This is a genomic window from Serratia sp. LTN-2 (assembly GCF_059740205.1).
This window is the reverse complement of sequence record NZ_JCAXDO010000009.1, coordinates 95,243-109,511: the sequence shown is the minus strand read 5'-3', so window position 1 is coordinate 109,511 and position 14,269 is coordinate 95,243. Positions and strand designations below refer to the sequence as shown.

At 61.2% G+C, this 14,269-nt stretch carries 10 protein-coding genes; all 10 read left to right on the top strand.

Features of this window, described 5'->3' with window-relative positions; all coding sequences use genetic code 11:
- Positions 1 to 26 precede the first annotated feature (26 nt).
- Positions 27 to 1,961 (top strand): RNase E specificity factor CsrD, encoded by a 1,935-nt coding sequence (csrD, locus tag AC6BYQ_RS17725; protein WP_498057287.1) that lies wholly within the window; start codon positions 27 to 29, stop codon positions 1,959 to 1,961.
- Positions 1,962 to 2,374: 413 nt separating this feature from the next.
- Positions 2,375 to 3,418, top strand: coding sequence for a rod shape-determining protein MreB (gene mreB / locus AC6BYQ_RS17720; protein WP_003855260.1), 1,044 nt, complete (start codon positions 2,375 to 2,377; stop codon positions 3,416 to 3,418).
- Between the two features lie 94 nt (positions 3,419 to 3,512).
- Positions 3,513 to 4,538, top strand: coding sequence for a rod shape-determining protein MreC (gene mreC, locus AC6BYQ_RS17715; RefSeq protein WP_025160128.1), 1,026 nt, complete (start codon positions 3,513 to 3,515; stop codon positions 4,536 to 4,538).
- The gene (gene mreD / locus AC6BYQ_RS17710) at positions 4,535 to 5,023 is read left to right on the top strand and encodes a rod shape-determining protein MreD (RefSeq protein ID WP_004936918.1); all 489 of its coding nucleotides are present in this window, start codon (positions 4,535 to 4,537) and stop codon (positions 5,021 to 5,023) included. The genes mreC and mreD overlap by 4 nt, the downstream gene beginning before the upstream one ends.
- A 10-nt stretch (positions 5,024 to 5,033) precedes the next feature.
- The gene (locus AC6BYQ_RS17705; protein ID WP_498057286.1) at positions 5,034 to 5,618 is read left to right on the top strand and encodes a Maf family protein; all 585 of its coding nucleotides are present in this window, start codon (positions 5,034 to 5,036) and stop codon (positions 5,616 to 5,618) included.
- A 38-nt stretch (positions 5,619 to 5,656) separates the two neighbouring features.
- Positions 5,657 to 7,126: a ribonuclease G gene (gene rng / locus AC6BYQ_RS17700; RefSeq protein WP_019453170.1), complete on the top strand. Its 1,470-nt coding sequence runs from the start codon at positions 5,657 to 5,659 to the stop codon at positions 7,124 to 7,126.
- Positions 7,127 to 7,214: 88 nt separating this feature from the next.
- Entirely contained in the window at positions 7,215 to 11,018 is a 3,804-nt protein-coding gene (gene yhdP / locus AC6BYQ_RS17695) for an AsmA2 domain-containing protein YhdP (RefSeq protein ID WP_498057285.1), read from the top strand.
- A complete protein-coding gene (gene nit1 / locus AC6BYQ_RS17690) occupies positions 11,015 to 11,875 on the top strand; it encodes a deaminated glutathione amidase (protein ID WP_074054984.1) in 861 nt (286 codons plus the stop codon). Before yhdP ends, nit1 begins: the two co-directional genes overlap by 4 nt.
- A gap of 7 nt (positions 11,876 to 11,882) precedes the next feature.
- A complete protein-coding gene (gene tldD / locus AC6BYQ_RS17685; protein WP_309530677.1) occupies positions 11,883 to 13,328 on the top strand; it encodes a metalloprotease TldD in 1,446 nt (481 codons plus the stop codon).
- Positions 13,329 to 13,491: 163 nt separating this feature from the next.
- Positions 13,492 to 14,256 (top strand): CDP-diacylglycerol diphosphatase, encoded by a 765-nt coding sequence (locus tag AC6BYQ_RS17680; RefSeq protein ID WP_498057284.1) that lies wholly within the window; start codon positions 13,492 to 13,494, stop codon positions 14,254 to 14,256.
- Positions 14,257 to 14,269 lie beyond the last annotated feature (13 nt).

Here is a 14,269-nt window from a genome sequence, read left to right as displayed (position 1 = left end):
TTAACCATAGCGGACAAGGCACAGGGATGCGATTTACCACCAAACTCTCTGCATTGATCACTCTGTTGGTCGCGCTGGCGATGTTTTTGATGCTGATGGGATGCTCATACAGCTTCTTTTACGTTACCCAGGATCGCCAGGAGCGTCGCTTTGATTCGCTGGTCACCTCTCTCGATCAGGCCATGTTGCACGAGTCGCCGCGCGATCAGGAGAAATGGTTGCCGATCGTCATGCGCCCGCTCGGCATCGTGTCGATCCGCGTAGAGGCCGGTACCAGCCAGTTTCTCAACTATAAATTGCCGACGGTGAAAAAAGAGCCCTGGGATGCGCTGAACGGCTATCGTCAGATCTCGCGCCCCCTGTTGCAGCACCCGGGCAGCACGCTGTACATCACTTACCTCGATCCCTTCGCCAGCGATGTGCGCACGCTGCAGTCCACCGCCGCTGTCACGCTGTCGATCGTCGTCATGGTGGTGGTTTTGCTGTTCAGCCTGCGCTGGCTGCGTGAACAGGCCGACGGTGAAGATCGCCTGGAACGCCGCGCGCGGCGCATTCTGAACGGCGAGCGCGAAAACGTCATGCAGGGCGACGTGCGTGAGTGGCCGGCCAACGTCAGCGGCGCGCTCGACCGCCTGCTGGCCGATCTGGCGGAAGCGCGGGAAGAGCGCAGCCGGGTCGATACGCTGATCCGCGCCTTCGCCGCACAGGACGCCAAAACCGGGCTTAACAATCGCCTGTTCTTCGATAATCAATTGACCACTCAGCTGGAAGACGAAGGTTCGCACGGCATCGTGATGATGGTGCGGCTGCCCGATTTCGAGACCCTGCGCGACACGCACGGCAGCGTGGCGGTGCAGGAGCTGATGTATTCGCTGGTCAATCTGCTGTCGACTTTCGTGATGCGCTACCCGTCGGCGCTGCTGGCGCGCTATTTCCACAGCGATTTTACCGTGCTGTTGCCGCATCGCACCCTGAAGGAGGCCGACGGCATCGCGTCACAGCTGGTCAACGCCATCGATGCCTTGCCTTCCACGGCGCTGATCGACCGTGAGGCCTTCCTTCACATCGGCATCGTGGCGTACCGCAGCGGCCAAACCACGGAGCAGGTGATCGACTATGCGGAGCAGGCGACGCGCCATGCCACGCTGCAGGGCGAAAACGGTTGGTATGTGTACGACAGCCAGGTGCCGGAAATGGGGCGCGGCAGCGTCAAGTGGCGCACGCTGCTGGAACAGGTGCTGGCGCGCGGCGGCCCGCGGCTGTATCAGAAACCGGCGGTCACCGTGGAAGGCGAAGTGCACCATCGCGAGATCATGAGCCGGATCTATGACGGCTCCCAGGAGTTGCTGCCGGCGGAATATATGCCGCTGGTTCAGCAGTTGGGGTTGGCGGAGAGCTACGATCGCCAGCAGGTGAGTCGCATCATCCCCTTGTTGACGCAATGGCCTGAGGAAACGCTGGCGTTCCCGCTGTGCGTGGATTCGATTTTGCAGCGCTCTTTCCAGCGCTGGCTGCGCGATACGCTGCTGCAGTGCGAAAAAAGTCAGCGTCGGCGAATTCTGATTGAACTTGCGGAGGCAGATGTGTGTCAACATATCGACCGTCTTCGTCCGGTGCTGAGGCTGTTGTCAGGGCTGGGCTGCCGCCTCGCGGTGTCCAAAGCGGGTTTAACCGTGGTCAGTACGTCCTATATCAAGTCGCTGCAGGTGGAGATCGTCAAGCTCCATCCGGGGCTGGTGCGGAGTATCGATAAGCGGGACGAAAATCAGCTGTTCGTGCAGAGCCTGACCGGGGCCTGCGCGGGGACGCACGCTCAAGTGTTCGCCGCCAGCGTGCGTACGCGCAACGAGTGGCAGACGCTGAAAGAGCGTGGGATCCGCGGCGGGCAGGGTGACTTTTTCGCGTCGCCGGAGCCGATCGACCCGGGGCGTAAAAAATATTCACGTCGTTATCGTGTTTAAGCTGATTGCCGAACAAAAATTGACGTAGAATGAGCGCCGGATCCATCTGGGCCATGTCACCTGTCATTTTGGAGTTTTCTCCAATCTGCCTGCGACAAAGACGCCTATTTGAGATAGGCTCTTGTCAGCTTTTATCTGGCTGACGTTGGTAGGTGCTTACCACCGGCGGCAATCAGGGAATATGTTAGATTTTATGAGCTGTGTTACGCCGTTTCGTGCGTTGACAGGGTGGTAAACTGAGCCTTTGTTCAGGGAATTCAGGCCTCATCCAATTTCCGTGCATTCGAGCAGAAACAATACAGACTATTTTTCACCGAAGTAGAACGTTTTTGCGCCTTGTCGCTGCTTCGTGTGGTTGGTAAAGTAGGCGGATTTTATTTTCCGCCCCCAGCTTGCAGGATTATCCTTTCGTTATGTTTAAGAAATTTCGTGGCATGTTTTCCAACGACTTGTCCATCGACTTGGGTACCGCCAATACCCTGATTTATGTTAAAGGGCAAGGCATCGTACTGAATGAACCTTCGGTGGTTGCCATTCGCCAGGATCGTGCCGGCTCCCCAAAGAGCGTAGCGGCCGTCGGTCATGACGCCAAACAGATGCTGGGCCGCACCCCCGGCAACATCGCGGCTATTCGCCCGATGAAAGACGGCGTGATCGCCGACTTCTTCGTGACCGAAAAAATGCTGCAGCACTTCATCAAACAGGTTCACAGCAACAGCTTTATGCGCCCAAGCCCGCGCGTGCTGGTCTGTGTGCCGGTCGGCGCGACCCAGGTTGAACGCCGTGCCATCCGCGAGTCCGCCCAAGGGGCCGGCGCGCGTGAAGTGTTCCTGATTGAAGAGCCGATGGCGGCGGCGATCGGCGCGGGTCTGCCGGTCTCCGAAGCGACCGGCTCCATGGTGGTGGATATCGGCGGCGGTACCACAGAAGTGGCGGTGATCTCGCTGAACGGCGTGGTGTACTCCTCTTCCGTGCGCATCGGCGGTGACCGCTTCGATGAAGCTATCATCAATTATGTGCGCCGCAACTATGGCTCGCTGATCGGCGAAGCCACCGCGGAACGCATTAAGCACGAAATCGGTTCTGCCTACCCGGGCGACGAAGTGCGCGAAATCGAAGTCCGCGGCCGTAACCTGGCCGAAGGCGTACCGCGCGGCTTTACCCTGAACTCCAATGAAATCCTCGAAGCCCTGCAAGAGCCGCTGACCGGCATCGTCAGCGCGGTGATGGTGGCGCTGGAACAGTGCCCGCCAGAATTGGCCTCCGATATTTCCGAACGCGGCATGGTGTTGACCGGCGGCGGCGCGCTGCTGCGCAACCTCGATCGCCTGCTGATGGAAGAAACCGGCATCCCGGTCGTGGTGGCGGAAGATCCGTTGACCTGCGTGGCGCGCGGCGGCGGCAAGGCGTTGGAAATGATCGACATGCACGGCGGCGATTTGTTCAGCGAAGAATAGTCAGCCCCTGGAAGGAGGAATCGTATCGGATGAATGCGCACAGCGAAAATCGGGTACGGTTCCTCTTTCTGTTGTCGAGGAACTCGCATAATTTATGAAGCCGATTTTTAGCAGGGGGCCTTCCCTGCAACTGCGACTTTTTTTGGCGGTGATTGCGGCCATTGGCCTGATCGTTGCCGACAGCCGGCTCGGCACGTTCGTGAAGATACGCAACTACATGGACACCGCAGTCAGCCCTTTCTATTTTCTGGCCAACGGGCCGCGTAAAGTTCTGGACAGCGTGTCAGAAACGCTGGCTACCCGCCAACAGCTGGAGCTGGAAAACCGAGCTCTGCGGCAGGAACTGCTGCTGAAAAACAGCGATATTCTTCTTCTTGGCCAATTCAAGCAGGAAAACGCCCGTTTGCGCGAACTGCTGGGTTCCCCGCTGCGCCAGGACGAGCACAAGATGGTTACCCAGGTGATCTCCACCGGTTCCGATCCCTACAGCGACCAGGTCGTTATCGACAAAGGGTCGGACAACGGCGTCTATGAAGGCCAGCCGGTGATCAGCGACAAGGGCGTGGTCGGCCAGGTGGTGGCGGTGGCGAAGGTCACCAGCCGCGTGCTGCTGATCTGCGATGCCTCCCACGCGCTGCCGATTCAGGTGCTGCGCAACGATATTCGGGTGATCGCCGCAGGCAGCGGCTGCGCCGACGATCTGCAGCTGGAACACCTGCCGAACAACACCGATATCCGCGTTGGCGACGTGCTGGTGACCTCAGGCCTCGGCGGCCGCTTCCCGGAAGGTTATCCGGTGGCGGTGGTCTCCTCGGTCAAGGTCGACAACCAGCGCGCTTACACCGTGATTCAGGCGCGGCCAACCGCCGGTCTGCAGCGTTTGCGCTACCTGCTGCTGCTGTGGGGCGCCGATCGCAACGGCGACATGCCGCTGCCGCCGGACGAAGTACACCGCGTGGCCAATGAACGCCTGATGCAGATGATGCCGCAGGTGCTGCCGCCGGCCGGTTCGGTTGGGCCGCAGCTGCCAGCCCCGGCCGGCGGCGCGGCGCCGCAATCCGGCGCTCCGGCGTCTGCTCAGCCTCAGGTTCAGCCCGCAGCGGCGGGAGTCGTGCAATGAACAGCTACCGCAGCCACGGGCGCTGGATAATCTGGCTGTCGTTCCTGGTGGCGCTGGTGCTGCAAATCATGCCGTGGCCGGAGCAGATCTACATGTTCCGGCCGTCCTGGCTGGTGCTGATCCTGATCTACTGGGTGATGGCCTTGCCGCATCGGGTCAACGTCGGCACCGGCTTCGTGCTGGGGCTGATCATGGATCTGATCCTCGGCTCCACGCTGGGCGTGCGCGCGCTGGCGCTGGGTATCATCGCTTACCTGGTGGCGTTCAAATTCCAACTGTTCCGCAATATGGCGCTGTGGCAACAGGCGCTGATCGTCGTGCTGTTGTCGCTGTCGATGGACGTAGTGGTGTTCTGGGCTGAGTTTTTAGTGATCAACGTCTCTTTCCGCCCAGAGGTGTTCTGGAGTAGTGTGGTAAACGGCATTTTGTGGCCGTGGTTATTCCTGTTGATGCGCAAAATCCGCCGTCAGTTCGCCGTACAGTAAGGGTATATCAATGACTTCGCTTTATCTGGCCTCCGGCTCCCCACGTCGACGTGAACTGCTGACCCTGCTGGGCGTGCCGTTCGACATTCTGCTGACGCATACCAAAGAACAGCGCCGGGAAGGCGAAGCCGCGGAAGCCTATGTGCGCCGCCTGGCGCAGGACAAGGCCAAAGCAGGCGTGGCGCTGGCGCAGGAAGATAGGCCGGTGCTGGGTGCCGACACCATCGTGGTGCTCAACGGCCGGGTGCTGGAGAAGCCGCGCGACGAAGCCCATGCGGCGGAAATGCTGGCGGCCCTGTCCGGCAAACAGCATCAGGTGATGACGGCGGTGGCGATCGCCGATCGCCACGACGTGCGTTGCCAATTGGTGGTGACCGACGTGACGTTCCGCAGCCTGTCGCAACAGGATATCCGCGACTATATTGCTACGGGCGAACCGATGGATAAAGCGGGCGCCTACGGAATTCAAGGAAAGGGTGGTTGTTTCGTCAGAACGATAACCGGGAGTTATCATGCGGTGGTCGGTCTGCCGCTGGTCGAAACACATGAGCTGCTCAGTAATTTTGTCGCATTACGTGATGTAAGAACCGGTTGATGGGCGCTGCCATTATCGACCGGCTCTGAGGAGAAGGCATGACAGCTGAGCTACTGGTTAATATCACACCGTCTGAAACGCGGGTCGCCTATATCGACGGCGGCATTCTGCAAGAGATCCATATCGAACGCGAATCCAAACGCGGCATCGTCGGCAATATCTATAAAGGGCGCGTCAGCCGCGTCTTGCCGGGGATGCAGGCGGCGTTCGTCGACATCGGCCTCGATAAGGCCGCCTTCCTGCACGCCTCCGACATCATGCCGCATACCGAATGCGTCGCCGGTGACGAGCGGAAAAACTTCCACGTGCGCGATATCGCCGAGCTGGTGCGCCAGGGGCAAGACCTGATGGTGCAGGTGGTGAAAGATCCGCTCGGCACCAAGGGTGCGCGCCTGACCACCGACATCACGCTGCCTTCGCGCTATCTGGTCTTCATGCCGGGCGCGGCGCACGTCGGCGTTTCGCAGCGCATTGAAAGCGAAGCCGAGCGCGAACGCTTGAAATCCATCGTTGCGCCGCACTGCGACGAGCTGGGCGGTTTTATCATCCGCACCGCGGCGGAAGGCATCGGCGAGGAAGAGCTGGCGCAGGACGCCGCGTTCCTCAAGCGCTTGTGGACCAAGGTGATGGAGCGCAAGAAGCGCAACCAGACCAAGTACAAACTGTACGGCGAGCTGGCGCTGGCGCAGCGCATTTTGCGCGACTTCGCCGGCGCGGCGCTGGATCGCATCCGCGTCGATTCGCGGTTGACGCACGATCTGCTGGTGGAATTTACCGGCGAGTATATCCCGGACATCACCCGCAAGCTGGAGCTGTACACCGGCAGCCAGCCGATTTTCGATCTGTACGATGTGGAAAACGAGATCCAGCGCGCGCTGGAGCGCAAGGTGGAGCTGAAGTCCGGCGGCTATTTGATCATCGATCAGACCGAGGCGATGACCACGGTCGACATCAACACCGGCGCCTTCGTCGGCCATCGCAACCTCGATGAAACCATCTTCAATACCAACATCGAGGCGACGCAGGCCATCGCCCGCCAGCTGCGGCTGCGCAATCTGGGCGGCATCATCATCATCGACTTTATCGATATGAACAACGAAGAGCATCGCCGCCGGGTGCTGCACTCGCTGGAGCAGGCGTTGAGTAAAGATCGGGTAAAAACCACGATCAACGGCTTCTCTCAGCTAGGCTTAGTTGAAATGACGCGTAAACGAACGCGTGAAAGCATTGAACATGTGCTCTGTCACGATTGTCCTACTTGTAATGGGCGCGGCACCGTGAAAACGGTGGAAACCGTGTGCTACGAGATCCTGCGCGAGATTGTGCGTGTGCATCACGCTTACGATTCCGATCGCTTCCTGGTGTACGCCTCCGCGGCGGTCGGCGAAGCGCTGAAGAGCGAAGAGTCGCATGCGCTGGCCGAAGTGGAGATCTTCGTCGGCAAACAGGTGAAGGTGCAGATCGAACCGTTGTACAGCCAGGAGCAGTTCGACGTCGTCATGATGTAGCCCGTCCGACATCGGAAAGGGCCCGGCACGCCGGGCCTGTCAGTGCATAGATATTCCCGTTGCCAGGCAGCGGAGCAAGGAGAACTGCGTGAGGCGACTGCCTGGGATTCTGTTAGCAACAGGCGCCACCCTAATTGTGATTGTGGCGCTGCTGATCAGCGGGCTGCGCCTGATGCTGCCGAAGCTGAACGACTATCGTCCCCAACTGTTGGCGCAGGTGGAGAAGCTGTCCGGCGTGCCTGTACGAATGGATTTCGTGCAGGGCAGTTGGGAAACCTTCGGCCCGCAGCTTGAAATGCGCAACCTGAGCGCCACGCTGCCCAAAAGCGATGTGCATATCGAACGCGTAACGCTGGCGTTGGACGTGTGGCAGTCGCTGCTGCACTGGCGTTGGCAGTTCCGCGATCTGACCTTCTACCAATTCCGGCTCGATCTGAACGCCACGCTGGGCGGCGACCAGCAGGGCGAAGGCCTTGAGCCGGGCAAAATCAGCGATCTGATGCTGCGCCAGCTCGACCATTTCGATCTGCGCGACAGCCGTATTTCATTCCTGACGCCCGCCGGCGCGCGCGCCGAATTCGACATTCCTCAGTTGACCTGGCTCAACGGCCGCGATCGCCACCGCGCCGAGGGGCAGATCAGCCTGTCGACGTTGAATGGCCAACATGGCGTGGTGCAGCTGCGCATGGACCTGCGTGACAATCAAGGCCTGCTGGATACCGGTACGGTCTACCTGCAGGCCGACAACATCGACATGAAACCCTGGTTTACCCGCTGGCTGCGCGCCAACACCGGGCTGGAAAGCGCCGATTTCAGTCTGGCGGCCTGGCTGCAGGTGCAGAACGGCGAGATCGCCGGCGGCCATGCGTTGCTCAAGCAGGGGGCGGCCAACTGGGATACCGGCGCTGCTCAGCACCGGCTGGACGTGGACAATCTGGCGCTGTCGCTGCGCCGCCAGGGCACCGGTTGGCAGCTCGACGTGCCGCAGCTGCGTTTGAGCACCGACGGCCAGGCCTGGCCGCAGGGCGGGTTTTCCGCGCTGTGGCTGCCGGAAAACACCGAGTTCATGGGGCCGGCGCAGAATGAAGAGCTGCGGGTGCGCGCGACCAATATTCAGCTGGAGCGCCTGTCGGCGCTGCTGCCGACCTTCTCGTTCCTCAGTCCGGATGTGCTCGATCGCTGGAACGATCTGCAGCCGCAAGGGAAGCTGGAAGCCTTGGCGCTGGACATCCCGCTCAAGCAACCGGAAAAGAGCCGGTTCCAGGCGCTGTGGCGCGATGTCAGCTGGCAACGTTGGGAACTGCTGCCGGGCGTCAACCACTTCTCCGGCGCGTTGAGCGGTGGGGTGGAGAACGGCCGTCTGACGCTGGGGCTCACCGACAGCACCCTGCCTTACGGCGACATGTTCCGTGCGCCGCTTGAAGTCAGCAGCGCGCGTGGCGCGCTGACCTGGCGCTATAACCAGCAGGGTTGGGAGCTGGCGAGCCAGGGGCTGGACGTCAAGGCGAAGTCGCTGTGGGTCAACGGCGATTTTCGCTACCAGCAGCCGGCCAAGGGCGATCCGTGGCTGAACATCCTGGCGGGTATCCGCCTGTATGACGGCGCCGACGCCTGGCGCTATTTCCCGGAACCGCTGATGGGCAAGCATCTGGTGGATTACCTGAGCGGCGCCATTCAGGGCGGCCAGGTGGATAACGCCACGCTGATTTATTCCGGCGATCCGCAGCACTTCCCGTACCGTAAAAACGAAGGGCAATTCGAGGTCTTCGTGCCGTTGCGCCACGCCACTTTCCAGTTCCAACCGGGCTGGCCGGCGCTGACCGATTTGGCGATCGATCTCGATTTTGCCAACGAGGGGTTGTGGATGCATGCGCCGCAAACCCGGCTGGGTAAGGTGGCGGGCAAAAATATTAGCGCGGTGATCCCGGATTATCTGAAAGAGCGGCTGCTGATCGACGCCGAAGTGGCGGGGGCGGGCAGCGACGTGCATGACTACTTCATGCAGACGCCGTTGCACGATTCGCTGGGGGCGGCGCTGGATCAGCTGCAGATCGGCGGTAATGTCAGTGGGCGCTTACATCTCGATATCCCCTTGGACGGCGAGCAGGTCAAAGCCACCGGCGAAGTGGCGTTGAACAACAATTCGTTGCTGATCAAGCCGCTGGAAAGCGAGCTGCAGAAGCTTAGCGGCAAATTCCGCTTCGATAACGGCAATCTGGAGAGCGACACCCTGTCGGCCAACTGGTTCGGGCAGCCGGTGGCGGTGAACTTCACCACGCAGGAAGGCGATCGCGACTACAAGGTCAACGTCGGCCTGAAGGGCGACTGGCAGCCGGGCAAGTTCCCCGGCCTGCCAAAAGAGGCCGCTGATGCGCTCAGCGGCAGCGCGTCCTGGCAGAGCCAGGTGGCCATCACGCTGCCGCATCAGGGCTCGGCCAGCTATGATATCGGCATTGACGCGGATTTGAAGAAAGTGAGCAGTCACTTACCTTCGCCGCTGGACAAGGCGCCGGGTGAGGCGCTGCCGGTGAACGTCAAGGTTAAAGGCGGTCTGAACGGCTTCATGCTGACGGGCAGCGCAGGCAAACAGAACCGCTTCAACAGCGAATGGAGCTTCGACAAGAAACAGGTGAATCTGGCGCGCGCCGCCTGGCAAACCAACGGTGGTGGCACGCCGCCGCTGCCGGCCGGCAAATCGATGACGCTGAACCTGCCGGCGTTGGACGGCGAGCAGTGGCTGGCGCTGCTGGCGCCGGCGCTGAAACAGGGCGGCGGCAGTGGCCAGGTGGGCGGTTTCAGTTTCCCCACCACCGTAGCACTGACCACGCCGCAGCTGCTGTTGGGGGGCCAGGCCTGGCATAAGCTGACGCTGTCGGCCGAGAAACAGCTTGGCGCTACCCTCGTGAGTGCCAAGAGCGACGAAGTGGACGGTAGCCTGCGGGTGGCCGATCGCGGGCCGTGGCGCGCCGATATCAATTACCTGTATTACAACCCGCAGTTCGCCGAAACGAAAAACGCGGCGGGCACGCCGCCGCCGTCGACCGAGAAAGTTTCCTTCCGCGATTGGCCTTCGCTGATGCTGCGCTGCAAGTCGTGCTGGGTGCTGGGACAGAACCTCGGCAGGGTCGAGGCGGATCTGACCAATCGGGGCGATACCCTGACGCTGGATCACGGCCTGGTCGATACCGGCAAAGGGCGCATGACCGCCACCGGCCTGTGGAAACAAAATGCGCAGGAAGAGCGCAGCTCGCTGAAAGGCAAGCTGCTCGGCGGCAAGATCGACGAAACCGCCGCCTTCTTCGGCATCACCATTCCGCTCAAGGGGGCGCCTTACGACGTGGATTTCGATCTGTACTGGCATGGCACGCCGTGGCAGCCACGGGTCGATACGCTGAGCGGCGCGCTGCAGGTCAAGATGGGCAAGGGCGAGATCGACAGCATGGGTGGCGGCCGCGCCGGTCAGCTGTTGCGATTGGTCAGCTTTGACGCCCTGCTGCGCAAACTGCAGTTCGATTTCAGCGATACCTTCGGCAAAGGCTTCTACTTTGATTCCATCCGCAGCACCGCCTGGCTGAAAGATGGCATAATGCATACGGATAATCTATTGATCGACGGCCTGGCAGCGGACATCGCCATGAGCGGCCAGATCGATCTGGCGCGCCGTCGCATCGATATGGAGGCGGTGGTGGCACCGGCGATTTCGGCGACCGTCGGCGTGGCCACCGCGTTTGTCGTCAACCCGATCGTCGGCGCGGCGGTATTTGCCGCCTCGCAGGTGTTGGGGCCGCTGTGGAGCAAGATTTCGCTGATTCGCTACCATATCGGCGGCGATCTCGACCAGCCGAAGATCAATGAGGTACTTCGTAAGGCAAAGGAGGATAAGGCGTCATGAGGAATGCTAACGTTGCGTTGTTGCAGTTGTGCAGTGGCGATCAGGTGCGCGATAACCTGGCCCAGATTGAACAGCAGATCAAGCAGCTCAATGCCGGGGTAAAACTGGTCATGACGCCGGAGAACGCGCTGCTGTTCGCCAACTCCGCGGCCTATCGCCAACAGGCGGAAAAACAGGGCGACGGACCGCTGCAGAACGCGGTACGCGAACTGGCGCGCCGCTATGGCGTATGGTTATTGGTAGGCTCGATGCCTTTGATCAGCCGTGAGGATCCGCAGCTTATCACTACCAGCAGCCTGTTGTTCGACGATCAGGGCGAGATCCGCGCCCGCTACGACAAGCTGCACATGTTCGATGTGGATATTAACGATGCGCACGGCCACTACCGCGAGTCGGATACCTACCAGCACGGGCAGCATCTGACGGTGGTGGATACGCCGGTCGGGCGTTTGGGCATGACCATATGCTACGATCTGCGTTTCCCCGCGCTGTTCCAGGCGCTGCGGGCGCAGGGCGCCGAACTGATATCGGTGCCGGCGGCCTTTACCCGGGTGACCGGCGAGGCGCATTGGGAGATCCTGCTGCGCGCCCGGGCAATCGAGAACCAGTGCATGATCCTGGCGCCGGCGCAGGTGGGGCGCCATGGGCCGACCCGCCGCACCTGGGGCCACTCGCTGGCTGTCGACGGCTGGGGTAAGGTGCTGGCCGAGAACGCGGACGCCGTGGCGGCGCTGAAGGTGCGCGTGGACACCGCAAGCCTGCAAACGCTGCGGCAACAGATGCCGGTATTGCAGCACAATCGATTCCAGACGTCGCTGACGGCGCCGTCTGACAAGCTATCCTCCAATCAAGAGTGAAACCATTATGAGCCTGACGTTTGTCAGTGAGCAGTTACTCGCTACCAACAAGCTGAGTCATCAAGACCTGTACAAGGTACTGGGTCAACTGGCAGAACGCCGTATCGACTACGCCGATCTCTATTTCCAGTCCAGCTATCACGAAGCCTGGGTGATTGAGGACGGCATCATCAAGGATGGCTCTTACAACATCGACCAGGGCGTCGGCGTGCGCGCCGTCAGCGGCGAGAAGACCGGCTTCGCTTATGCCGATCAGATCACCCTGCATGCGCTGCAGCAGAGCGCCCAGGCGGCGCGCAGCATCGTGCGCGAGCAGGGCGACGGACGGGCGCATACCCTGGGTGAGATCGGCTATCGGGCACTGTATCCGCTGCTCGACCCGCTGCAAAGCCTGCCGCGTGAAGAGAAAATCGCCCTGCTGCACCGTGTCGACAAAGTGGCGCGCGCCGCCGATGCGCGGGTGCAGGAAGTGAACGCCAGCATTACCGGCGTTTATGAGCAGGTGTTGGTGGCCGCCACCGACGGCACGCTGGCGGCGGACGTTCGCCCGCTGGTGCGTCTCTCCGTCAGCGTGCTGGTGGAGCAGGACGGCAAGCGTGAGCGCGGCTCCAGCGGCGGCGGCGGCCGTTTCGGTTACGACTACTTCCTGGAAATCGCCGACGGCGACGTGCGCGCCGATGCCTATGCCAAAGAAGCGGTGCGCATGGCGTTGGTCAATCTCGGCGCGGTGGCGGCACCGGCCGGCAATATGCCGGTGGTGTTGGGGGCCGGCTGGCCGGGCGTGCTGCTGCACGAAGCGGTAGGCCACGGCCTGGAAGGCGACTTCAACCGGCGCGGCACTTCGGTGTTCAGCGGCCATATGGGCGAGCTGGTGGCGTCCGAACTGTGCACCGTGGTGGATGACGGCACCCTGCAAGGGCGCCGCGGTTCGCTGGCGATCGACGACGAAGGCGTGCCGGGCCAATACAACGTGCTGATCGAAAACGGCGTGCTGAAAGGCTACATGCAGGACAAGCTCAACGCGCGGCTGATGGGCGTCGCCCCAACCGGCAACGGCCGCCGCGAGTCCTACGCGCATCTGCCGATGCCGCGCATGACCAACACCTACATGCTGGCGGGCCAATCGACGCCGGAAGAGATCATCGCCAGCGTCGAATACGGCCTGTACGCGCCGAACTTCGGCGGTGGCCAGGTGGATATCACCTCCGGCAAGTTCGTGTTTTCCACCACCGAAGCCTATCTGATCGAGAAAGGCCGCATCACTAAGCCGGTGAAGGGGGCGACGCTGATCGGCTCCGGCATTGAGGCGATGCAGCAGATTTCGATGGTCGGCAACGATCTGGCGCTCGATAAAGGCGTGGGCGTGTGTGGCAAGGAAGGCCAGAGCGTGCCGGTGGGCGTCGGCCAGCCGACGCTGAAACTGGATACGCTCACCGTCGGCGGCACGGCGTAATCTTTCCTCAAGGGGCCATGCAGTGGCCCCTTAGTCATTCCCCCTGTTGCGGCTTGCCCGCATTCATAACGTTAAGCGCGGCAGGACGCCGCATCCCAGCAGGCGTGCCTGCGCCCATTGATGGAATGAAATTGACGTGGCGAAAAAACAGAACACTTCGAGGATGAGGCGTTTGGCATTATCCGCCCGGCGTTGGCTGCTGGTGCTGGGCGTTCTGTCCCTGACGGGCTGCGCCCGTTCAGATGCGCTGTGGGGCGTGGTCGATAAGCTCTGTATGGCCAACTATCAGCAAAAACGCAATCCAGCCCCGTGCGAGCAGATTTATATGCCGCAGGGTAAAGCGCAGGGCTTTAGCGTGCTGCAAAACCCGCGTTACCCTTATCACTTTATCCTGGTGCCGACGGCGCGGCTCTCCGGCATTGAAAGCCCGCAGCTGCTGGCTGGGGAACGGACGGATTATTTTGGCTATGCGTGGCTGATGCGTTACCGGTTGGCCGCCGAGTATGGCGGGCCGGTGCCGGATGATATGTTGGGCATGGCGATCAACTCCGCATACGGCCGCAGTCAGAACCAATTGCATATTCACCTGACCTGCCTGCGCGAAGATGTGCGACGTCAATTGCAGGCGGAGCGCCCCTACATACAGGAACAATGGCGGCCTTTGCCGGATAAGCTGTTGCGCCACACCTACTATGCCCGCCGTGTGATGCAGCCGACCGCGATGGGCATTTACCCGATTAAGGACGTCGCGCAATATTTCCATTTGTCGCCGTCGCAGCTGGCGGAATATGGCGTGGCCGTCGTCCCGGCCACATTTGCCGGCCGGCAAGGGTTTATCTTGCTGGCCTCGAAACGTGGCTGGGACGTTGGCAATCGCGCGTCGGTAGAATCGCTGCTGGATAAAGAGTGCGCGATTTTGCCACGTTGATCGCAGCGTTCTT